Here is a 23243-nt window from a genome sequence, read left to right on the forward strand (position 1 = left end):
TTTAATGACTCGCTTAGAATGTTACATTTAGACCTAAGTTGATCCTTCTTATCGTTGGATAAGCACCTTGCCAAGATGGCCCGCCAAAATTAGACTCTCTATCATCTGGCATTTTAGTCCATAGCAATAGATTATTACCGTTTACATATACCCTCATATTGCCCATTCCAAAGCTTCTAACAACTTCAGGTTTGAAATTATAAGCAATCTCAGCATTCTTCAATCTCAAGTAAGATCCATCAAACAAATACCTTGGGCCATAGTTAAAATTGGAGGGCTGAGATCTCCATCTAGGTAATGGAGAATCTGCATTTGGATTGTCTTTAGTCCAATATTCTCCTTCGTCATAAACTAAATTCAAACCATTGTTTAAGCTTCCCAAGGCCACATCTCTAGTGACATTATTCACGCCATAGAATTGCACGAAGAGGCTTAGACCTTTCCATTCTATGCCAAGATTGGTATTGTAAGTATTTTGAGGTACGCCAGAAAATCCATATGGAGCAGAATCAAAATCATCTACTACGCCATCACCGTTAAAATCTGCGATGAAATAGTTACCTGGTAATTTTGCTAAATCATTGGTATTATGCTGAGGGCTTCCATAAAGTTCGTCCCATGTATTGTAAAATCCAGCACTAATATGGCTTCTATATTGCCCGAGTTGAAAACCTGCTTGTTTTTGATAATCAGGCCTTAGAAAAGGATCATCTCTCTTTATCACTTGATCTATCGCATGAGTCATTGCAAAGTCTCCCCATACTCTAACACCACTATTCAATGTGCGATTAAATCCAACCATTAATTCATATCCTGTAGTTTCTACTCTACCAAGATTGGCAGCGGGAGCATTTGCACCATAATAGGATGGTACAGAACGTCCAGTAGTCATAAGAATATCTACCCTATTGTCCTTGAACCAATCTACACTACCATGAATTAATCCGCGAAGAAACCTGAATTCTGTTCCAAAATTATACTTGTAAACAGTTTCCCATTTTACATTTGGGTTACCAATTGCATTTTGTCTAAACCAAGTGAAAGGACTATTTTCTCCAGATTCCCCAATGACTCCCATTTGAGAATTACCATTGAATAACCACTCATCCATGAATAAGAATCTACCCCCAATATTATCATCTCCAACTTCTCCGTAAGAACCTCTAACTTTTAAGACATCTATGAAAGATAAGTCTTTCATAAAATTCTCTTCGGATATATTCCAGCCTAAACCACCTGAAGAGAAGAATGCAAAACGATTTTCAACTGAAAATTTTTCTGAACCATTATAAGCACCATTATACTCGATTAGGTATTTACTTTTGTAGTCATATGCTGCTCTAAAAACCCAGTCTTCTCTATAAGAAGGAATGATACTTCCTCTAGCATCTTCTTGTCTACTTAAAAGACCCATTGCGGAGAAATTATGTATACCATCTATACTTTTTGCATAATTAAGCTGCATTTGATAGAATAACCTTCTTTGAGATTGATTATTATTCACTGTTCCTGCTGCATGATTCCAAGTTATAGCTTCGACAAAGTCAAATCTTGTATTTCCGTCAAGAATATTCCTAAAAATGGCCTCTCCAGTTAAAGGATTGATCCATTTTGTGTTAGGGTTATTATACAGATCATTTATTCCTCTATTATCCTCTTGAAAAGAATTATCTACTGCTAAGGTTCCTCTGAAATTTAACCCTTTTAGCACCATACCCAGATCTTGTTCTAAAACAAAATTGGTAGATAACATAGTCGTTGTGATCTTGTTTGTCCCACTAATGGCAAGATTCAGTAAAGAGTTTGTTACTGCGTAATCATCAGGAATATAAGTACCGTAAGATCCATCAGAATATCTAGGTAAAAACGCATCAGGTGGACTCCTATAGACTGAATTCCAATATCCTTCAGGAAAATTATAGGACCATGGTTGTTGACGAACACCATAAGAACCCCCTAAATTCACTCCTAATTTAGTAGTAGGAGTCAATTGAAAATCAAGATTACTCCTAAAATTAATCCTGTCAAAATTAAAACCTGCTTGATAGCCTCTTCCAGTTTCGAATTCTCTAAACAAATCACCTTCATGCTGATAATCGATGCTTGAGAAATACTTAACGAAATCTGTCCCTCCTCTTATCGCAACATTGGCATTGTAGGCCATTGCCTGATCCTTGAAAACTACATCTTGCCAGTTGACATTCGGATATCTTTCCATTTCTTCCAAGTTAGCTGGGTAACGATACTTGCGCCTCATCTCTTCTGGAATCATCTCTGCCCAGCTGTTTGGACTTAAAGAAAGTTCTCTTTCAATGGCCTGATTTCTTACTCCTATGGCGTCATAGGAATCCATTTTACCTGGTAGTTTGGATACTGATTTTACAGTAGAACTGAAATTAGCAGAAATTTCAGCTTTTCCTTCTCTACCTCTTTTTGTAGTTACTATGATTACACCGTTTGCTCCACGGGATCCAAATACTGCGGTAGCTGATGCATCTTTCAATACAGAAATTGATTCAACCGAAGCAATATCCATTTGATTAAAAAATTCCGGACGTTCAACTCCATCAACTAATATTAATGGTGAGTTGCCATTCCAGCTATTCTGTCCACGTATTACAATTTGAGGCATTTCTTGACCTGGAATCCCAACACTCGAAGTCGTAATCACACCAGGAAGGTTACCTGTAAGTGCTTGTCCAACGTTTGAAACACCTCCAGCTCTTTGAAGAACCTCACCTTTAGTTTGAACTACTGAACCAACTACAGTTTCTCTCTTTTGCTCAGCATAACCGACTACCACAATCTCGTCTAAGGAGGTTTCATCTTCATTTAAACTAATGTTATAAACTGTATTGCTTTGACCAATTACTATTTCTCTTGATTTGTATCCAATAAAACTAAATACCAAAACATCGCCTGGCTCAACATTAATACTGTATTCGCCATCTATACCAGTAGCAACACCTCTAGTAGTACCTTTGACAAGGACAGTTACACCTGGAATTGGTAAACCATCTCTTGCATCAGTAACAACTCCAGTGATTTGAGCAATTTTTAAATTTATTGAAGCATTGGTTAAGATTGATAAATTACTATTGGTTCTTGGTAGACCGAGAGCAGTTTTTTCATTACCAACAATCTTTCCTGAATTAGAAAGTATTTTAGTGTCGGTTTTTTCATTTGACTTGTCTGAAGTTACACTTTTTCGCTCCTCTTTGCTTGAAATTCCGTTTGCAAAGTCATTCAATATATTGAAATCTACAGTTGAAGTGGATTCTTCTGCTATTGAATGTACATTGGCATTATTTGCTTCTGTGCGATTTGGCAAACTCAGTAAGAGTGACACCATCATCACACCAGTAATCCTCCCAATTGTTGTGGAGTATCGCCTATGTAAATTTTTATTCATACTAATTGATTTTTCTTTTTTAAAGGTTTATTGATTTTTATTCAAAATCTGTACTGCTGGGTGGGAGTCAATCCCCCCTTCTCAAAAGAAAATTAACTGGAGTTTTTGTATTTAAGCATTGTTTTTAGGTTATGGGTTAAACTATCAATTGAATATTACATTCAAGTGCATTACTTCCTGCCTGGAGCATGCGTATATAGCGGGCAGAAACTCCTAAATTCACATTGTATTGAAATGGAACTTAATTGCTTGAAGTAGACTTGAGCCGAGAAACTATTTGAGGCCTGTGGTTTACTGAACATGGCAGTTTTAAAAAATTATCTGAGAAGATAATGAAACCGATTTCAGTTCAAGAAAAGAGTATAGTAAAGTATGTTTCATAAATTTTGGGTTTTGTGGTAAATGACTAAATCAAATATAAAAATCCTTTTTGAAATTAAACAATTTGCACATAAGACACATTTGCTTGATTTACAAATACTTATATTTAATGTTTTGTTTACTAGAATGCATTTTTTAATCAAAAAAGTGCCAAATTGAGCAAATTAGGCACATTCCTGTATACCTCATATAATCATTTCATTTCGCTTAGATGAACTAATTGATTTACAGACACTTATAATATTTTTCACATAATTTTTTTTTCGTGATTATTTTTAAAATAATAGCAATACCAATTTATAAATAAGGGAATAAGCAACACCAACAAACTATTATTCTATAAAATCCATTTATATAGTGTATAATATGGTTGATCAATATGAAGCCATGTCATTTCAAAATATCACAGAGAATTTGTTATCAAATTCAATTAAAAAATCAAACTTTTGCTATAATTTTTTAAAGCATTGGAATGAGTACTACGCAGTTTTATTATCCAAATCAACTCTAAAAAAAAATCGATTTCATTAGATTAAATGAATGATGATAAAAACCTCAAACAACTATCCTAAGATGTTTTGTTAAGCTAAAAAAATTAAAAATCACTCAGGGAAATAAGGGGATGTATAAAATAATCTATCTGAAATCGTGCTGAAATGGTGAAGCAGGAATACCAATAGCATTTATCAAATTTGCAGTGTGGGGGTTGTTTGCCCATGCATATCTAATAGATTCAGGTATTTGGCCTTTATTCAAAGGGATTATGACTTTAGAATTACCTACCAGTTTTGCGTTGGTAACCCAATCATAATTTTCTCCATCAATGCTAATCGAAAAACCTGCAACCTTTTGATTATCTAGTGTTTGCAATCCTCTCCCAACTTCGGTAAACTCCAAGATGATACTCCTTTTAGTTTTCTCTACATTCTTCAACAATGGACCCGAAAATGGCCCATTTGATTCATTATAAGCGATCTTATAAGCTTGCAACGCAAGCCTATCACCTACTGTCTTTTTATCCAGAGGGTGAATATCATTTGCTTCTCCTACATCAATCGTAATCGCCAAACCTACATTGGAGTACTTCAGGGCTTTCCGTTGTACATTCCGCATTTCTGCCCAGGCACTTTCTTGAGGTAGTTCCGATGTTTCCATAAAATTAGGAAGCTGTACCAAAATAAAAGGAAGGTCTTGGTCAGACCATGAACTTCTCCAGCTATGCAACAAAGCATTTAATTGCTTTTCATATTTGGTTGCTTGCCCTACGTTGGATTCTCCTTGATACCATAGCACCCCTTGAATTGTCATAGATTGAAGCGGTGCTATCATGGCATTATACAATCCCATTGGCTTGAACCTAACAGCTGTTTGTCTTGGTGCAGGACGTGAAGTCGCACCAACTTGATAAAGCCAATCAGTACTTAAATCTATAATGGTATCTCCAATTTCTAAACGATAAGGTTTATCCTTCACAAAGCCTCCTCTTCCGCTTTCATTGACGATTCTCACGACTAAGGTATTCTTACCGAATTTCAATACTTCCTTAGGCACATCATATCTCCTAGGCGGATATTGATAGCTTGTGCTACCCACCAGTACTCCATTGACGTAAGCTTGATCACTATCTATCAATGTACCTAACAGTAATCTTGCTCTTTGACCAATAAAATCATCATCTATATTGAACTCTTTTCTGAACCAATATACACCATTGACTGGTCTACCATTCTCAGTAGGCCAGAGACCCACTTCATCCATGCTAAGCCAGTTTTTTGGCTGAAAATGCTCATCATACCAAGGGATTTGACCATCCTGCAATCCTAGATCATTTTGATTTAATGCAGTTCTCCATTCATTCATCTTATCCCGATCATTGGTCTCAATCTCTTCAATGATTCCAGGTTTTTGAAAATGGAGTGCTTCTTCATGATCTTTAGGGAATTCTCTTAATGCATCTTCACTCAACCATGCCTCAATCGGGGATCCACCTACACTTGCATTGATCATTCCAACTGCCAATCCATATTTATTGCTTATGTTCTTTGCAAAAAAATAACTGACTGCTGCGATACTTTTTATAGATTCAGGAGTCACAGACACCCATTTGCCACCTTTTAGGTCTTCTTTTATACCTATGAAACTATAATCATCAGGTACATCAAAATACCTAATCAAATTATTATCTGGAGCTATAAATTCCTCGGGGAACATTGGCTCTATGCGTTCCATAGTAGTCTCCATATTAGACTGTCCAGAACATACCCATACTTCTCCTATCCAAATATCTTGTATCACTTTTTCATCGCCATTCGAAGAAATTATCATCTCAAATGGCCCTCCAGCATTTTTGGTAGGTAAAACCAAATGCCACCGACCATCCTGATCCGCCTTTGCTTCAAAATCTACTTGATCAAAACTAACCTTAACAACAGCCTTAGCATCCGCCCAGCCCCAAATATTCACATCCGCATTACGCTGGATCACCATGCCATTGCTGATTAGTTTTGGTAGTTTTAATTGGGCAATAGAGTGATTACAAATACTAAAGCCGAACAATAGAATAAGCAAAAATTTGTTTAATGTGGCGTTCATTTTGGGTCAATCATGAATTATAAATTCTACTTTGTACTTACCAACTAATGCAGACGAAGTACGAAGCCCTAAACTTGATAATAAATTCCCTAAAATACAACCGATTTCATTTTTATAGGGGTAACTTTTCTTCTTTAGGAGGACAGTAAAACAAAATTTAAAATTTCAATCTGTATTATTACCAATAACATACATGAAATTACGCCACAAACACAGATAATTTAAATTTGCATCTCAAACAATAAAAATACCTAAAATTAAAATTGTCAACTAACCTTAATTTTAGTACCTTGAAATCGATTTCAAATTTTTCGTTTTTATTCAAAAAAATCAATTTGAATCTGACCCAAAATTACCCAGATGAAGTATATCGCTTTGATCATATCATTTTTCTTAATTACTACTGAATCCTTTGCCCAATTTCCCACTATCGGCAAGGAGTTTTGGGTAGGGTACATGGCTAACAATGGAAGCCCTGGAGCAATGGACGTAGGTTCTGTTTTGATTTCTGCATATGAACCAACTACTGGAGAGATCATTTACAATGGAGTAATCATTCCATTTGAATTAGGAATTGGCGAAAATTACACCCACGTTTTTGATGAATTTGACGCATTGCATAGAAATAGTGAGGTCATTGACAGTAAAAGTATCTATATACATGCTTCAGGAAAAATTAGCGTGCATGCATTCAATGAGCGTACTATAAACCATAGAAGTACAGACGGAACAATTATATTACCTTCGACTAGCCTAGGCAAGGACTATTATATAACCTCTCATTATGAAACTGTGTCAGGTTCTGAAACTACAGATGGTCAAAACTTGAACAATGAAAGTGCATTTTTGATCATTGCTATTGAGAACAATACAAGGGTGGAGATTCAATATGCAAGAGGTACTGATGACATTCCTTTTCCAGCACCATTTACAATTGAGCTTGATGCTGGCGAAACATATCAAGTGCTAAAAAAATATGATATGACAGGTACAAGGGTACGTGTAATTGGAGATAATGCTGCAGATTGTAACAATATTGCAGTTTTTGGTGGGAACAAATGGACAGCTGTTGGAAATTGCGGAGAACAAAATGATCATTTGTTCCAACAAATGTACCCGATAAGCACTTGGGGGACATCATTTACACACATTTCTCTAGCACAAAGAACATCTGGAGAGCTACTCAAAATTGTCTCATCACAACCTAATACCCAAGTGGAGGTAAATGGTGATTTATACAATATCAATCAAGCAGGAAGCTATGTTTCCATACCTATTGGCCCAGATCAAACTGCATCAGTAAATAGTAATAATCCAATTTCGGTGACTGTATTTGCTAGAAGCCAAGCTTGTAATTCAGCTGGGTCTAATCCAAACATTGGTGACCCCTTTATGATAACTTATCAAGCAAATAATCAATTGCTTTATGAATCATATTTTAGACCGCTAACAGATAGAAGTAATATTCCGATTCACCATCTGAACTTAATTACCAAAACAGCTTCAACGAATCAAACCATATTAAATGGGGAAAATATTGGAAATGAATTTAATCCAGTCCCTTTCAACCCCGAATATGCTTACGCAAGAATTACTCTTGAAGAATTAGACTATCATTTGACAAACCCTGATGGATTTATTGGGTATGTATATGGATTTGGAAACTTAGATTCCTACGGCTTCTCTCTAGGAGCAAATTTTGACAATTTAGAGTTTGAAGTCGATAGTGAATATGATTTTGAAGTATTTGGTGAAAAAGTTGCGTGTCTAAATTCAGAGGGGACATGGACAATCGAACCATCAAATGAGAGATTTACCTATTTCCTTTGGAACTTTGGTGATGGATCGGATATCAAAGAAGGCCAGACCGTATCTCATACTTATGAATCTCCCGGCACTTATGAAGTAATGGTTACAGCGTCAATTAGTCCAAATAGCTGTGAAGATCAGGAGAATGTGTTCTTCGAACTCACAGTAGAATCCCTTAATGGAGAAGTAACTGGTCCCGAAATCTCTTGTCCTAACATTGAATTCTTAACCTATACTTTTGATGCCTATCGTGATTTTGATCGAGTAGAGTGGCTCATATCTGGTGGCACAATTAGCAATATAGAAGACTATAGTGCAACAGTAAACTGGGGAGATTCAAATGATGAAGCATGGATTAAAGCCATCCCATTCTCTCCTTTGGGATGCCCAGGAGATACTATAGAATATCGTGTGAAAATCTTAGAGAAACTTGAACCCAAAGCACCTCTGGGCTTTGAGGCAATCTGCTTTGATCAATCAGTTACTTATGAATACAGCGTAGCTGAAGAAGTTTCTGGTAGAAATTATCAATGGTTTATCAATGGAGGAGAAATCGTATCACAAGATAACTTACCAACTATAGAGGTGAACTGGTCAACACCTGGAATAACTGGAGAAATTTGGTATCAAGAAGTGAGCAGTACGAATCAATCCTGTGAAGGTACTTCTGATCCACTTTTTGTGGATGTATGGAATGCTTTTGCTTTAGAAAATATCACAATCATTGATCAGTTCTGCTCAGGGCAAGATCGCGGAGTGATTGAAATCTCTGTATCTGGTGGAATTCCACCATTCAACTATAGGTGGCATGAAATCCCAGGTTTAAGTGAGAACAAGGCTTCAAACTTAGCTCCAGGCCTCTATTCAGTAACTATATCGGATCAAAATGGCTGTCAAATATCATTGAATGATCTTGAAATAAACGCAAGTCCAAGCATATTGGTCTCTCCAATTACCACTATTCAAACAAGCTGCCATGACAGTAGCGATGGTTTACATATTTTTGAAATTGAGGAGGGACTTGGTCCATTTAGGGTAGAGAATGCTAGCTTTGAGAATAACCAATGGATTTTGGAGGGGTTAAGTTCAGGTAATCATGAAATCGTCATTTATGATAACAACGAATGTAGTATTACCCATAGATTTTTCGTAGGATCACCAAGCCCATTGGTTGTAAATATTGAAATCGACAAATTGACTTGCCCCAATGAATCCACTGGAAAGTTGTCAGCCACTGCATCTGGCGGTAGTGCTCCTTATGAATTCACTTGGATAGAGGCCAATGCAATAGGTCGAACCCTATCAAATGTACCAATTGGCAGCTACACCGTATCAGTCAAAGATGCAAATGGTTGTGAGGTTATCACCACAACAACAATGTCAGAAGCAGACCCAGTTGTTAGACTTGCTACGGGATTAAATCCGACAGAAGAACTATTTGAACCAATTTCCGATTGCCCTCTTACTTTTCAAATGTATATCTACAACAGATGGGGGGAGTTAGTTTACTCAGGAAACAGCGGATGGGACGGTACCTTAAAAGGAAAAAATATAGCTGGAGGGACTTATGCATATAAGGTGGAATACTTTTACCTCAAAGATGGATTACAAATGCGAAATGTAACTAATGGTTCGGTGACCATTATCCAATAAAAAAGCAGAGGAATTTCCTCTGCTCTTTATATGAAAACTAAACCAACTATTATTTAACTACCACAATTAGAACAAAAATACTATAAAAAAATAATTTTCAAAATATTTAAAGAAAAAGGTATACAAAGACCTACTTTTTGTTACTGACTTTGTATAAAATCCCTAGTGCTAATGCTTGTGAATATTGAATTCCCGGATCCATGTCAATATCATAAACATTGATACTGGTAAATGTCACATCTACAAACCTAGTAATCTTTGCAATAAGCATCAGGTCCAATCTGTGATCAATTGTCTTGAATGCCAAAGTCTCATAATTGGCAAACATCTGATACCTGGTCTTGATTGATAAATTATCGGTAATATCCTTATCGTAAGTAGCAAAAAGCTGTAAAGCCAACCATTCTGTCCTTACTGTCTGGCCTATGGGTACACCATAATTATTGGGAACATTTGTACTTACATTTGGGTCAGTTACAAAAGTAAAGCGTGGTGAAAATGGTGCTATTCTCAGCGCAAATTCTTTGTTTGGCTTATACTCCATACCAAATGCTGTAGTCAAAAATGCAGGAGAAAAAAAACCAGATATCAAAGTTGTTTGGTCTGCTGGTCCATACTCAAATCCATCACTGAATTGTGTAAGAAAGTTCACCGAACTAAAATATGACCAACTACCTCCAGTTTTGTATCCTATTTTAGAATCGAAGAAAATCCTATCATTTGATTTTCGGAATTCTTGTCCTTCATTTTTTACAATGCCATATATTAACTCAGCTTGATTATCCCATGACCATTTACCTTTGGCATAATTCGCTTTTCCTGTAACTAATGTACCAAAAGCAACTGAGTTGACTCCCCCTGCCTTCCAATTCCCACTAAATGCTGCCTGATTAAAATTAAGTCCTGCACTAAACTCTGACTGCCAATAGGTCGTATCTTTAACCAATTCACTTGCCAGTGAATCTAAGGTTTGTGCCTGTACATTACATACCATTGCCAAGGCGAATACATAAATAAACAAATGTTTCATCGATATAAGTTATAGTTAAAATAAATGCTAATATTCAATCTCAACAGTTTGAGAAAGCATTTTAGATTCATGATTCAAAATTGAGGATTTTATATGCTTATTCAAACATTCTAATCGTTTTATCTTAAAAGTGCAACTATGAACATCAAGAAATTTATATTATTCATTAGCTTATCTGGCTTATTTTTCTCTTGTAGCTCCATTGAGCTTTTCAAAGAAAGAGTTGAACAAAAACCTTACAAAGAAAATAAGACTTTCGTAATCGTCAACAAGGAAGTTGCTATTCATGGCTTTGAGGATGTATTGATGAATGAAAAAATCATCAATCAGATTGAAAGAAACATGCAAAACCTAGGTCTCACTTATGACAAAGAAAGACCTGACGTAGTGATTAGATTCAGTTCCAATGAGGATCCTAGACAAAAGGACGTTTATCAAAACCAATTTCCTATGTGGGGAATGCGTGTATGGGATCCGTGGATGTTTGATCCCAGATTTATGAATCGTGGAAACATGGTCTCCACCAAAGATTATGAGCTCATTCAATTGATTATAGATTTCATAGATCCCAAGCAAGACAAAATGCTAATGACTATCACCGCAGTATCAGAAGCCTCTTCCCAAAAATCAAAACAAAAGAAACTTATCAAATCAGTAGATAAAATAATTGATGCATACGATCAGCATATGAAGAATTCTTAAAATAGTATTCATCATAAGCCGTAAATCTAAAATTAGAATTCTCCAAAAATATCTTGAAAAGTTATTTGTTTAGAAAAATAAAATAATTAATTTTGAATGTATATTAATGTATTTTAAAATAAATTTTCTGCACTTGAAATGTTAAAAATCGTTTTAATAGATGATGATCCAATTAGCACTTTTATCACTGAAAAGCTAATAACCAAATACATCAAAGAGCCTTGTAGGTTTTTCAAGTTTGAAAATGCCACCGATGCACTTCAAGACTTAAATGAAATCCATCCCAATTATCTATTTTTGGATATTAATATGCCAGAAATGACAGGTTGGGACTTTCTCGAGGAGTTTTCCCCAGCTGATTATCAACCCGAGATATACATTCTCAGCAGTTCTGTAGATGAAAAAGATATTAATAAAGCCAATAATTATAGTTTGGTAAAAAAATACCTTTCTAAGCCATTGGTTAATAAATACATAAAAACGATTTTCAATTAAAAAATTTGTTCCATTCAAAAGAGAAAACTTTTATATCATCATCTTTATTTATCATAGTGATAAATGAATCTGATTATACGCTTTTTTGCCAGCAACTTCAATTCATTGGCTCAACAGGTTGTTAATGGTCAATATCCATAAGTATCCAATATCAATTTATATCGGAAGTTAGATAAATCGGAATTTTGTAATGTTATTGGCAAAGTTCCGTATATCCATAATTTTTTATCTATACCTGAAACATTCCAAAACTTACCAAGTTTATTTCCCACCAAACGGAAAATATTTTAGGTTATTGAAAATCAATGACTATTAATAAGAATAAAAAAATATTAGAGGCTAACTATTGATGTAAATAAAAATTTTCCAGTATTTAGCATAGTGTAATCCAATGCATATATAAGAAACTTAATCAACAGCATATTATGGACGATTTTGAAGATGAATTTGATGAATTTGAAGACTTCGAGGATGATGATGAATTTTCCGAAGAGTTCCAAGACGAAGTTTATGATCTAGATGAAGACACAGAACTGATCGATGATGGAATTCTAGATTTCGATGATGATGAACTCGATGGACTCGATGAAGACTTCGATGACTTTGAGGATGATGATTTCGACGACGAAATTGACTAACAGAACCAATTCAAGGCGAGATTGAATCAAATCTCGCTTTTTTTTATTACTACTTTGATGACTTAGTTCTGTGTAGTATCTTGCATCCAAATTAAAAAGACAACTGATCAAATCAATATACTATGTTATTACAAATATTCAATTCGCCTATTGCTCCTGGAGCTCAAGCTTTTCTACTCATTGTATGCATTTTGATAGGACTTGGAGCTGGTATCACAGCCATAGATGTAAGAAGTACGCTATTCAAAAAGTCAAATAAAGAAGACAATCATTAATCATTCTTGTTCTACTTAAGACCTGTAAAACAGTCCAAATAAAACAAATAAAAAAGAGGCTCAAATTAGAGCCTCTTTTTTTAATGTACATTCCCCATCAATTTTTTAATTGGTTTACTAATCAAAAAAAGTAAAAGCGCTGCACCTAGAGCTGTAGCTACGATCATTAAGTACTGGCTTGGCATAGCTTGAATAGCTTCTTCACTTCCTCCACTCACCTCACCTGCTATTTTCCCAGCGATCAAATTCCCCAAAGCAACAGAAATAAACCACATCCCCATCATCTGACCTTGATACTTTTTGGGAGCTAGCTTGGTAGTCAAACTCAATCCAACAGGGCTCAAACTCAACTCACCAAAAGTGTGCAACATGTAAGTAAACACTAACCAAGTTGGAGCAGCAAGCTCACCAGAGGCAGCGATCTTAGCTGCAAAATACATCACCAAAAACCCTAAACCTAAGAGCAAAAGTCCAAAAGTAAACTTTAGAGGTGAACTTGGCTCAAGGTTTCTTCGACCTAGCCAAACCCACATTGCACCGAATATTGGTGCAAAAATAATGATAAACATGGAATTTACGGACTGAAAATATCCTGTAGGAATCTCCCAATTCAAAAAGTTTCTATCAGTAAACCTTTCTGCAAACAAATTCAAAGTTGAACCAGCTTGCTCAAATCCAGACCAGAAAAGTGCTGAAAATATGATCACAAAAACCAGCGCAAATGTTTTCTTTTTCTCATCTGCATTCAAACCCCCAAACATAAAAATAAAAGCAAAATATACTAGGGTTACAATTCCGATAATGTTATATGCCCAATTGGAAATTTGAATAGCATCAATGCTAACCACTCCCATAAAAAACAGACTGATCAAAATTGTAGCAGCAACAGCTGCCAGTGTAGTAAACTTGATGAGCTTATTTCTCGATTCGACCTCTTCTGGTGTAATTGCTGCCACTGGCTCTCCTTTGCCATTCAAGTAATGCCCTGTAGCCTTATATTGTACCAATCCAATAAGCATGCCCAAGCCTGCAAGACCAAAACCCAAATGCCAATCATAAACTGCCAGTGTAGAACAGGCAATAGGCGCTATGAAAGCCCCAATATTGATTCCCATATAAAAGATTGAAAAACCCGCATCCCTTTTGCTACTACCATCTGGATACAATTGTCCCACAATAGAGCTTATATTAGGCTTCAAAAGACCTGTACCCACAACGATTAAGACTAATCCCAGAAAAAAGGAATTGATGTCTAATGCGCTCAATTCAGTAGAATTCCCTACAGCATGATCTCCAATCAAACTCATTAATCCCGGAAGTGCCATTGTAAAGTGACCAATAGTAATGATGATTCCACCGTACCAAACTGATCTTTTCAATCCAAAAATCCTATCTGCTACCCAGCCTCCTGGTAAAGCCAGCAAGTATACCCCCATGGTATAAAGTCCATAAATAGCTCCACTGGTACGATCATCAAATCCCATCCCACCACTCAATACTGGTGTGGTCATGAATAAAATCAATAAAGCTCGCATCCCATAGTAGCTGAACCTTTCCCACATTTCAGTAAAAAAGAGTGTCATAAGTCCCTTAGGATGACCAAAAACCGTAGGCCCATCCAATAAATTCTGACCGACTGATTTCATTGCGTCATTTGGCAGTTTTTCCAATTCTTTTAATTATTTAAGGTTGAAACTTTCTTCCTATTGTATTACATCATTTTGTCCGTAATACAATTTTTAGATTTAAAAGCTAGCTACAATTCAATCCTGATAAATGGGGATTTATCATCATCCAGAACACAAGATCATCAACAAAATTGAAAATGAAGCCTCCCAATTATCCATGTAGCCTGACTCATAAAACTGTTACATATTACAGCTACAATGATAAGTGTTTTTTTTGAATTATAATTTTTACCTACCTACTGAATCCCTCCTACCTTTTATAACACTTGCTGATTTTCTCAAAATTATCCTAGGTGAGATTTTCACTCCTAAAAAAAGATCAATTGAATCTGAATACAAAAAGTGTAAATACAACACGTAATGAGTTAAGGGGTTAAAGAAACTAAATCCGATTACGTAATCGATTGCAATGTAAAAAAAAGCACTTTTTTGAAAAATTAGAATTCATATTTCCATATCTTTGGCTTCTGAAATAACCCAAATAAAACAACATGACAATGCAAGAACTAGAGCTCAAATCAGCTGGTAAAAGCTTAATTGGGCTTGGCATCCATCACGCTTCCAACACACATTGGAACTTAAGTCCTGCCGAATTGGTAGAGCATGCACTCAAAAATCAGGAAGCAGTGCTCACAGATACTGGAGCACTTATGGCAGATACTGGTAAATTCACAGGAAGATCTCCAAAGGATAGGTATATCGTCAAAGATCACAATACATCCAATACAGTGTGGTGGGGAGATGTCAATATACCATTCGAAGAGGCAAAATTTGATGCTTTATACCATAAAATGATCGACTTTTTGGCTGACAAAAACTTGTATGTCAGAGAAGCTTTTGCTGGTTCAGACGCCAAGTATAGGCTTAACCTTACCATTGTCAACACTTTGGCATGGCAGAATCTTTTTTGCTACAACATGTTCTTGAGACCTACTGAAAATGATTTAGAAAATTTCGAATCAGATTTTACAATCATTTGTGTGCCAGAATTTGAAGCAGAACCTTCGATCGATGGGACACGACAAAAAAACTTTGCAATCATAAATCTCACCAAAAGAATCATTCTGATAGGCGGTACTGGCTATGCTGGTGAAATGAAAAAAGGTATATTTTCAGTCTTGAACTACATCCTTCCACACGAGCATGGAGTACTCTCCATGCATTGCTCTGCAAATGTTGGGAAAGATGGTGATACGGCTATCTTTTTTGGCCTTTCAGGCACAGGAAAGACGACTTTGTCAGCTGATCCTCATAGAGGACTCATTGGAGATGATGAGCACGGATGGACAGAAGATACTGTGTTTAATTTCGAAGGGGGTTGTTATGCAAAAGTTATAGATTTAAGCAGAGAAAAAGAACCAGAAATATGGGATGCTATTAAGTTTGGGGCTATTGTAGAAAACACGCGATTTGTAAAAGGTACAAGAACTGTAGATTATAGCAACTCTGAGGTAACAGAAAACACCAGAACAGCATACCCTATACATCACATCCAGAATGCTATTATCCCATCTCTTTCTGGAATCCCTAAAAACATCTTTTTCCTCACAGCAGATGCATTTGGGGTTATTCCCCCAATTTCAAAATTGAATAAAAGTCAGGCAATGTATCATTTTATATCTGGATATACAGCCAAAGTAGCAGGTACTGAAGTTGGAGTAACTGAACCTAGCACCACATTTTCAGCATGTTTTGGAGCAGCTTTCCTACCCCTACACCCTACCAAGTATGCACAGCTCTTTGGTGAGAAAATGGAAAAACATCAGGTAAATGTTTGGCTCATCAATACAGGCTGGACTGGTGGGCCTTATGGAATTGGAAGCAGAATGAAGCTCAAGTATACCAGAGCTATGATTTCTGCCGCACTTGAAGGTCATTTAGATGACGTAAACTATAGAAAACATAGCGTCTTTGGGGTATCTATACCTGAGACATGTCCAAATGTCCCCTATGAAGTCTTGAGCCCAAGAGCAACTTGGGAAGACAAAAATGCGTACGATATCAAAGCAAGAGAACTTGGAGCTGCCTTTATCGCAAACTTTGAAAAGTACAAAGATTTCGCAACTGAGGATATCTTAGCAGGATCTCCAAACCTATAAACGATTGACCCTATTTCATATAAACCCAAGTAAAAGGAGTGCTCTCGCACTCCTTTTTGTGATTTATGCTACTTCAATTCTCTAAAGAATTGCTATTTTTGTCCAAACCTTATAAAAAATATGAAAACAGCAGAAATACATACCGTCAAAGGCGTGATGAAAGTGGAATTTTATGAAAATGACGCTCCAAAAACAGTAGAAAACTTTACGACTTTAGCAAAGAAAGGCTTTTATGATGGACTTACATTTCATAGAGTTATTCCAGACTTCGTTATTCAAGGCGGTTGCCCGAACGGAACTGGTACTGGAGGACCAGGTTACAAAATCGACTGTGAATTAACTGGAGACAATCAGTATCATGACAGAGGAGTACTTTCTATGGCTCATGCTGGAAGAAATACCGGAGGTTCCCAATTTTTTATCTGTCACAGCAGAAACAATACCAGTCACTTAGATAGAAATCACACCTGCTTCGGCAAAGTTGTAGAAGGGCTAGATGTAATCGATGACATTAGACCTGGGGATGCGATAGAAAAAATCATCATCCACGAAAATTAATATGAAAAAGACTTGGGGAAACTCAAGTCTTTTTTTTGGGAAGACTTTTTTATCAGCAAAAAATTCAGCAAAATCTAGAGTTTAATATCCTTCTCTCTAAAAAATCTTAATAATTCTGGAAAATCTGCTAAATCTGCTCATTAATTAAAAGGTTATGAAAATTGAATTTTATTATATAAATATATACTGAACGTTGCCAATAACATTACAAAATTCCGTTTTATCTAACTTCCGATATTAATCGATATTGGGTACTTAAGGATATTGACCATTAACACCCTGTTGAGCCAATGAATTGAAGTTGCTGGCAAAAAAGCGTATAATCAGATTTTATTAACATTTTCTGGCACACCCAAAGCACATCACAAGGCTGAAAGCCTTTTTTACACTATCCCAAGGCATCGCCTTGGACAGTTTCTTTCCACCTTGCGACTTACGCCCTGAAAGGGCAGTATACATCTTCCCTATACCACCGCTTCTTGCACCGTACACTTTTTCCATTCATTCACCTTTCAAGGCGCTATGAAGGCAAGAAGCTTAACACCCCAAGGCGATGCCTTGAGTTTTAAATATATTTCCCTTTCAGGGAAGTGCTACTTTTTGATTTTTGATATGATAAAGTTGACGCTATCAACCAAAGAGAGCCCCTGCAATGGTGGCAGTCATCATACAAGCCAACGTGGCAGCTAGAAGTGCCTGCATTCCAAGTTTTGAAAGGTTTCCTTGTTGATTCGGTGCAATGCTTCCTATGCCTCCCACTTGAATAGCTATAGAGCTGAAGTTAGAAAAACCACATAAAGCATAAGTAGCAATCACAATAGACTTCGGGGACAAGCTATCTCCTGCTTTCAATTCCGCTAAAGAAAGATATGCTACAAATTCGTTGATCACGGTCTTTTGACCTAAAAGTGAGCCTACGGCTAAAGTATCACTCCACTCCACTCCTATCACCCATGCAAAAAGTCTAAAAATCTGACCTAATATATATTCCAAAGAAAATCCACTAAACTGACCGTCTGTACTTGATACAACAAATGCATTAAGACCTGTCCAATCTCCAATCAAACCAGAAAGTAGGAAGTTCAAGGCCGCTATGACCGCAATAAATGCAAGTAGCATCCCTCCTACATTCAAGGCTAATTTCAAACCTTCTGACGCACCTATAGACATGGCGTCAATCAGGTTCACTCCCATATTCTCTTGATTGACTTCTAATTTATCATTGATATTTTCCTTATTGACTTCTGGTATCATGATCTTGGACATCACAATCGCAGCAGGTGCATTCATGATGCTTGCTCCTAAAAGATACGCTGCAAATCTACTTTGCTCCTCCAAGCTATCACCACCTAAAAAAGCTACATATCCAGCGAGTACTCCTCCAGCAATCGTTGCCATTCCTCCTGTCATCAGACACATAAGCTCGGACTTAGACATCGTAGGAATAAATGGTCTTACCAGCAATGGTGCTTCGGTCTGGCCCAAGAAAATGTTACCTGCGGCAGACAGTGACTCTGCACCTGAAAGCCTCATCGTCCGAGACATGATCCATGCAATCACAAAAACAACTTTCTGAAGTATTCCTAAATAGTATAATCCAGCAGATACAGTCGAGAAGAATATGATGGTAGGCAAAACCTGGAAGGCGAATATAAAACCAAAGGAATTGGTCGCTAAATCTCCAAAAATAAAGGTGGCTCCAGCTTCTGAAAAACTCAAAAACTTCACAAACCCCCTGCTAACTGTCGCAAAAATCTGAGCTACAAACTCAACCTTTGTGATCAAATATCCGAATACAGCCTGAAGAATCACTCCTATACCGACCAATCGCCAGTCAATCTTCTTTTTATTGGCCGAAAAAATAAACGCTACTAACAGTAATACTGCGATTCCAATAAGTCCTCTGAAATAATCCATTCAAGCAAATTCGGATAGGTTAATTAATTATTTTTTTATTTATCCGCTAAAGATAAATGATTTAAGCCAAAAAAGTACGATTTGATTGGATTGACTACAAAATCAAAAAAATAAAAAGACCCAACTTATAGCTGGGTCTTTCAATTGATTATACAAAAACTCTCAATGAATCAATTCCTTTTATTGATTTCATCTCTTATACGAGCTGCTTTTTCATAATCTTCATTACTGATAGCCAAATCTAACATTTGATTAAGCTTCTCTAAGCTGAAATCTTTCAAGCTATCTTTCGATTTTTTTGGCGATGATGGTGTTGCCTTTTTAGGTTTGTGTGCTTTTTCAGGCTCCAACCCATCCCCTTCATTCACTTCAATTGCAGCCTCAGACATTACTTTAGCAGTGCAAAATATTGGAGCATCAAACCGGACAGCAATAGCAATTGCATCAGATGGTCTTGCATCGATCTCTATTTCTCGCACACCACTTTTGCATACTATCTTAGCAAAAAAGACGCCCTCTTGCATATCAGAAACCAAAATATAATCGACAGTAAATCCAAATCCATTCGCAAAAGATTTGAACAAATCATGAGTCATTGGTCTATTAGGGATGATTTTTTCTATCTCTATAGCTATCGCCTGAGCTTCAAACATCCCAATAACGATGGGAAGCCTCCTCCTGCCTTCTACTTCTCCCAATACCAAGGTAAATGATCCCGATTGGGAATGATTTGATGTTAGCCCAAGAATTTCTAATTCAATAGTATTATCCACAGTTCCTATATTACGGCTTTAATTGCTTCAGTTAGTTTGGGTAATACCTCAAATGCATCGCCAACGATCCCATAATCTGCCGCTTTGAAAAATGGCGCCTCAGGGTCTTTATTGATAACTACAATATACTTTGAGGAATTTACACCTGCAAGATGTTGAATCGCCCCCGAAATTCCAACTGCTATGTACAAAGTTGGTGCAACTTTTACTCCCGTTTGTCCTACGTGCTCATGATGTGGCCTCCAGCCAATATCTGAGACTGGTTTGGAACAGCCAGTAGCAGCTCCTAAAACTTTTGCAAGATCTTCTATCATCCCCCAGTTCTCTGGACCTTTAAGTCCTCTACCCCCTGACACTACAATATCTGCTTCTGGAAGCAATACTTCTCCCGTAGCTTGATCCGTAGAGGTAATCGTAGTTGCAAAATTGGCTTGAGCTATATCTAACGACACCAATTCTACTGAAGCTGTAGCACCATCTGTTTTCAAATCGATAGCATTTTTCTTGATCGCCAAGATTTTATGCGCTGTATCTACTGTAGTCACAGCAAATGCTTTTCCTGTGTAGATACTTCTTTTGACTTGGTACCCTGAAGAAAGATCTGGTAGTTCTACTACATTGGATACCAATCCAGCCTGTAACCTTACAGCTAGGCGAGCAGCTACAGCACTTCCCAATGAAGATGTAGCTAAAATCAATGTCTCTGCTCCTACCTTCTCATAAATTTGAGCAACTGCATCAGCATGAGCTTGGATCACTCCTGCATCTAGGTTGCTATCCTTGACATACAACACCTTCGAAGCACCAGCTTCACCAGCTTTAGCAAGCTGATCTTCTGCTATGGTACCTAGACCTACGGCCACCACATCACCTCCGCCCGTTTGCTGAGCAAGCGCATGGGCAAAGGATACAGCTTCCAAACTTGTTTTTTTGATAGCACCATCAGCGTGCTCTATATATACTAAAATTGACATGATATCTATTTTTTATAGGGTTATTGAAAATTAAAGAACCTTGGCATCGTTTTTCAGCAATTTGACCAATTCTTCTACATTGTCTTTGTCCACTAACTTCACGGCTCCTTTTGCTGGTGGAAGTTTGAACTCCACTACAGCTGTAGCTGACTGGTTTTGGCTTGGCTCGATGACATTCAGTGGCTTTGTTCTTGCTGACATGATTCCTCTCATGTTTGGAATTTTCCATTCGGCGATTGGTTCTTGACATCCCGCAATTAGAGGCAATTTGGCTTCCAAATATTCTTTACCCCCTTCGATCTCTCTAGCCATTTTGACTGTATCTCCTTCGATATCTAGCTTCATTACAGGAGATACTGAAGGCATTCCAAGCAGTTGACCAACCATTCCATGTACCATTCCACCATTGAAGTCAATAGATTCTCTTCCCATGAGGATAAGGTCATAGTTATTTTCTTTGGCTATGGCAGCTATTTCACTAGCAACGAAAAGTGAATCTTTTGGAAATGCATTGATACGGATAGCATCATCTGCTCCTATCGCCAATGCCTTCCTCAAAGTAGGCTCCGTATCGGCCTCTCCCACATTCAGTACGGTAAGACTTGCTCCTAATTGTTCTTTCAATTCCACCGCTCTTGCCAAAGCATAATCATCATAGGGACCAATGATAAATTGAACACCATTTTTATCAAACTTGGTATTATTGTCAGTAAACTGAATCTTGGATGTGGTATCCGGTACGTGTGTAATACAAACAAGAATTTTCATTATGTATATTTAGGTTATTTATTTATTTTAAATTGCGTGAATTTAGTCATTCAGGCTTTAATTAAAAAAAGAAATCATGAGCAATTTGTCCCGAATCAGTCTTCTCAAAACCTTCATCGATCAAGAACCTAACAATCCATTTAATTGGTATGCTTTGGCTCTCGAACACAGAGAACATCAACCAGAAGAAGCCGCTAAGCATTTTGATCACCTTCTACAAAATCACCCCGAATATCTCCCAACCTATTACCATGCAGCTCAACTATTTGCTGATCTTGCACAAGTTGAAAAATCAAAGTTGATCTATCAAAAAGGAATCAATGTAGCTAAGTCCCAAAACGATAATCACGCCTTGAGAGAACTACAAAATAGCTACCAAAACTTCCTGATTGACAACGATTTGTTTTGAATGAACTCAAGGCTTGATAACAATTTTACCCATTTGTTCCCCCATTTTCATCTTATCAAATGCCTTTACAACATCTTCCATGCCATAAACTTTATCTACGAGTGGCTTGATTTTTTGTTTACTAACCATAGCAAGCATAGCTTCAAAATCAGCATCGCTCCCCATGGTACTACCAATTAGTCGGATTTGATTCCAAAATACTTTTCTTGCATCTAGCTGGGGAGGATTACCTTTGGTGGCTCCATAAAAAACAATTCTTCCACCAGGTTTGATCACTTTGATCAAATCAGCCAAAGTTTCACCCATGGCACTATCTATTATCAAATCAAAGCCTCCTGTCTGCTCCAATGCTTTACTAGTCCAGGAAGTATCAGTATAATTAAATACACCTTTGGCCCCGATTTCCTGACCTTTCTTCAGCTTACTCTCTGAGCTACTACTTACATATACAGCTGATCCATGTGCTATCGCAAACTGCGCTGCAAACTGGGCTACACCACCCCCAAAACCTGTAACCAATACACTATCCTCAGATTTCAATTCTCCTTGAACCATCAAGGCCCTGTAGGCAGTCACTCCTCCCAATGGTAAAGCGGCGGCTTCTTCCCAAGTCATGTGATCGGGTTTATCATGAACCCTATCTACCTTTACTTTGACGTATGATGCAAGCGTCCCATGGTCTGGCATGCCCAATATCTTAAAATCTTTGGACTGAGCTATAGGATCATCACCCCAGTTCATTGCAGGGTTGATGATAACCTCTTTTTCTAAAAATTCTTGGTCCACTTGACTCCCAATCTTTTCGATGATTCCTGCACCATCACTCCCCAAAGTCACCCCATCCTTCAGTCCTGGATACAATCCTTGCCTGCACCACTCATCTCGATGATTAAGTGCGGCTGCTTTCACCTTTATCAAGACTTCCTTGGGGCCTAATTCTGGCAATGCTAATTCTTTGACTTCAATCTTTTCTGGAATTGATGTATTCAAGACTACAGCTTTCATATCTTTCATATCTAAAGGTAACTAACAAATGATAAACTGACTGACAAAGCATAGAAAAATTGTAT

The 23243-nt window shown here is 37.1% G+C and carries 17 protein-coding genes; 8 read left to right on the forward strand and 9 right to left on the reverse strand.

What is annotated here, in order from left to right:
- Positions 1-13: 13 nt before the first annotated feature.
- Positions 14-3412, reverse strand: a complete 3399-nt coding sequence (locus MM214_RS09285) for a SusC/RagA family TonB-linked outer membrane protein (RefSeq protein ID WP_241294623.1) — start codon at positions 3410-3412, stop codon at positions 14-16.
- A 1017-nt stretch (positions 3413-4429) separates the two neighbouring features.
- Positions 4430-6385 (reverse strand): sialate O-acetylesterase, encoded by a 1956-nt coding sequence (locus MM214_RS09290; protein ID WP_241294625.1) that lies wholly within the window; start codon positions 6383-6385, stop codon positions 4430-4432.
- 360 nt (positions 6386-6745) lie between these two features.
- Between MM214_RS09290 and MM214_RS09295 the strand changes: the two genes are divergently transcribed.
- Positions 6746-9847: a PKD domain-containing protein gene (locus MM214_RS09295; protein ID WP_241294627.1), complete on the forward strand. Its 3102-nt coding sequence runs from the start codon at positions 6746-6748 to the stop codon at positions 9845-9847.
- Positions 9848-9977: 130 nt separating this feature from the next.
- Here MM214_RS09295 and MM214_RS09300 read toward each other — a convergent pair whose 3' ends face one another.
- Positions 9978-10877 (reverse strand): DUF3078 domain-containing protein, encoded by a 900-nt coding sequence (locus MM214_RS09300; RefSeq protein ID WP_241294629.1) that lies wholly within the window; start codon positions 10875-10877, stop codon positions 9978-9980.
- Positions 10878-11015: 138 nt separating this feature from the next.
- Between MM214_RS09300 and MM214_RS09305 the strand changes: the two genes are divergently transcribed.
- The 4 genes from MM214_RS09305 (at position 11016) to MM214_RS09320 (ending at position 12987) form a co-directional block, all read left to right on the forward strand.
- Positions 11016-11579 carry a DUF4136 domain-containing protein gene (locus tag MM214_RS09305; RefSeq protein WP_241294631.1) on the forward strand — a complete coding sequence of 188 codons (564 nt, stop codon included), beginning with the start codon at positions 11016-11018 and terminating at the stop codon, positions 11577-11579.
- 138 nt (positions 11580-11717) lie between these two features.
- On the forward strand, positions 11718-12074 hold the full coding sequence (locus tag MM214_RS09310; RefSeq protein ID WP_241294633.1) for a response regulator: 357 nt from the start codon (positions 11718-11720) through the stop codon (positions 12072-12074).
- 425 nt (positions 12075-12499) lie between these two features.
- Positions 12500-12712 carry a hypothetical protein gene (locus MM214_RS09315; protein WP_241294635.1) on the forward strand — a complete coding sequence of 71 codons (213 nt, stop codon included), beginning with the start codon at positions 12500-12502 and terminating at the stop codon, positions 12710-12712.
- Between the two features lie 122 nt (positions 12713-12834).
- Positions 12835-12987 (forward strand): hypothetical protein, encoded by a 153-nt coding sequence (locus MM214_RS09320; RefSeq protein WP_241294637.1) that lies wholly within the window; start codon positions 12835-12837, stop codon positions 12985-12987.
- Between the two features lie 80 nt (positions 12988-13067).
- Here MM214_RS09320 and MM214_RS09325 read toward each other — a convergent pair whose 3' ends face one another.
- Positions 13068-14633, reverse strand: a complete 1566-nt coding sequence (locus MM214_RS09325; protein WP_241294754.1) for a peptide MFS transporter — start codon at positions 14631-14633, stop codon at positions 13068-13070.
- A gap of 539 nt (positions 14634-15172) precedes the next feature.
- Here MM214_RS09325 and pckA point away from each other — a divergent pair.
- Positions 15173-16774: a phosphoenolpyruvate carboxykinase (ATP) gene (pckA, locus tag MM214_RS09330; protein ID WP_241294638.1), complete on the forward strand. Its 1602-nt coding sequence runs from the start codon at positions 15173-15175 to the stop codon at positions 16772-16774.
- Between the two features lie 120 nt (positions 16775-16894).
- Positions 16895-17332, forward strand: coding sequence for a peptidylprolyl isomerase (locus MM214_RS09335; protein WP_241294639.1), 438 nt, complete (start codon positions 16895-16897; stop codon positions 17330-17332).
- A 630-nt stretch (positions 17333-17962) separates the two neighbouring features.
- Here the strand turns inward: MM214_RS09335 and MM214_RS09340 are convergent.
- From MM214_RS09340 to MM214_RS09355, 4 genes are all read right to left on the reverse strand, one after another.
- On the reverse strand, positions 17963-19249 hold the full coding sequence (locus MM214_RS09340; RefSeq protein WP_241294641.1) for a NupC/NupG family nucleoside CNT transporter: 1287 nt from the start codon (positions 19247-19249) through the stop codon (positions 17963-17965).
- Between the two features lie 170 nt (positions 19250-19419).
- The gene (locus MM214_RS09345) at positions 19420-20022 is read right to left on the reverse strand and encodes a bifunctional nuclease family protein (RefSeq protein ID WP_241294643.1); all 603 of its coding nucleotides are present in this window, start codon (positions 20020-20022) and stop codon (positions 19420-19422) included.
- A 5-nt stretch (positions 20023-20027) separates the two neighbouring features.
- Positions 20028-20996 carry an electron transfer flavoprotein subunit alpha/FixB family protein gene (locus MM214_RS09350; RefSeq protein WP_241294645.1) on the reverse strand — a complete coding sequence of 323 codons (969 nt, stop codon included), beginning with the start codon at positions 20994-20996 and terminating at the stop codon, positions 20028-20030.
- Between the two features lie 30 nt (positions 20997-21026).
- Positions 21027-21764, reverse strand: coding sequence for an electron transfer flavoprotein subunit beta/FixA family protein (locus MM214_RS09355; protein ID WP_241294647.1), 738 nt, complete (start codon positions 21762-21764; stop codon positions 21027-21029).
- Between the two features lie 76 nt (positions 21765-21840).
- Here MM214_RS09355 and MM214_RS09360 point away from each other — a divergent pair, with 76 nt between their 5' ends.
- Positions 21841-22173, forward strand: a complete 333-nt coding sequence (locus MM214_RS09360) for a tetratricopeptide repeat protein (protein WP_241294648.1) — start codon at positions 21841-21843, stop codon at positions 22171-22173.
- Positions 22174-22179: 6 nt separating this feature from the next.
- Here the strand turns inward: MM214_RS09360 and MM214_RS09365 are convergent, their stop codons facing one another.
- Positions 22180-23187 (reverse strand): zinc-binding dehydrogenase, encoded by a 1008-nt coding sequence (locus MM214_RS09365; protein WP_317208455.1) that lies wholly within the window; start codon positions 23185-23187, stop codon positions 22180-22182.
- Positions 23188-23243 lie beyond the last annotated feature (56 nt).

The organism is Belliella kenyensis, from assembly GCF_022549675.1.
GTDB lineage: Bacteria > Bacteroidota > Bacteroidia > Cytophagales > Cyclobacteriaceae > Belliella > Belliella kenyensis.

Excerpts from the sequence above, each read along its gene's own strand:
- MM214_RS09285 (WP_241294623.1), bottom strand. The coding sequence starts at position 3,412 with ATGAATAAAAATTTACATAGGCGATACTCCACAACAATTGGGAGGATT.
- MM214_RS09290 (WP_241294625.1), bottom strand. The coding sequence starts at position 6,385 with ATGAACGCCACATTAAACAAATTTTTGCTTATTCTATTGTTCGGCTTT.
- MM214_RS09295 (WP_241294627.1), top strand. The coding sequence starts at position 6,746 with ATGAAGTATATCGCTTTGATCATATCATTTTTCTTAATTACTACTGAA.
- MM214_RS09300 (WP_241294629.1), bottom strand. The coding sequence starts at position 10,877 with ATGAAACATTTGTTTATTTATGTATTCGCCTTGGCAATGGTATGTAAT.
- MM214_RS09305 (WP_241294631.1), top strand. The coding sequence starts at position 11,016 with ATGAACATCAAGAAATTTATATTATTCATTAGCTTATCTGGCTTATTT.
- MM214_RS09310 (WP_241294633.1), top strand. The coding sequence starts at position 11,718 with ATGTTAAAAATCGTTTTAATAGATGATGATCCAATTAGCACTTTTATC.
- MM214_RS09315 (WP_241294635.1), top strand. The coding sequence starts at position 12,500 with ATGGACGATTTTGAAGATGAATTTGATGAATTTGAAGACTTCGAGGAT.
- MM214_RS09320 (WP_241294637.1), top strand. The coding sequence starts at position 12,835 with ATGTTATTACAAATATTCAATTCGCCTATTGCTCCTGGAGCTCAAGCT.
- MM214_RS09325 (WP_241294754.1), bottom strand. The coding sequence starts at position 14,633 with ATGAAATCAGTCGGTCAGAATTTATTGGATGGGCCTACGGTTTTTGGT.
- pckA (WP_241294638.1), top strand. The coding sequence starts at position 15,173 with ATGCAAGAACTAGAGCTCAAATCAGCTGGTAAAAGCTTAATTGGGCTT.
- MM214_RS09335 (WP_241294639.1), top strand. The coding sequence starts at position 16,895 with ATGAAAACAGCAGAAATACATACCGTCAAAGGCGTGATGAAAGTGGAA.
- MM214_RS09340 (WP_241294641.1), bottom strand. The coding sequence starts at position 19,249 with ATGGATTATTTCAGAGGACTTATTGGAATCGCAGTATTACTGTTAGTA.
- MM214_RS09350 (WP_241294645.1), bottom strand. The coding sequence starts at position 20,996 with ATGTCAATTTTAGTATATATAGAGCACGCTGATGGTGCTATCAAAAAA.
- MM214_RS09355 (WP_241294647.1), bottom strand. The coding sequence starts at position 21,764 with ATGAAAATTCTTGTTTGTATTACACACGTACCGGATACCACATCCAAG.
- MM214_RS09360 (WP_241294648.1), top strand. The coding sequence starts at position 21,841 with ATGAGCAATTTGTCCCGAATCAGTCTTCTCAAAACCTTCATCGATCAA.
- MM214_RS09365 (WP_317208455.1), bottom strand. The coding sequence starts at position 23,187 with ATGAAAGATATGAAAGCTGTAGTCTTGAATACATCAATTCCAGAAAAG.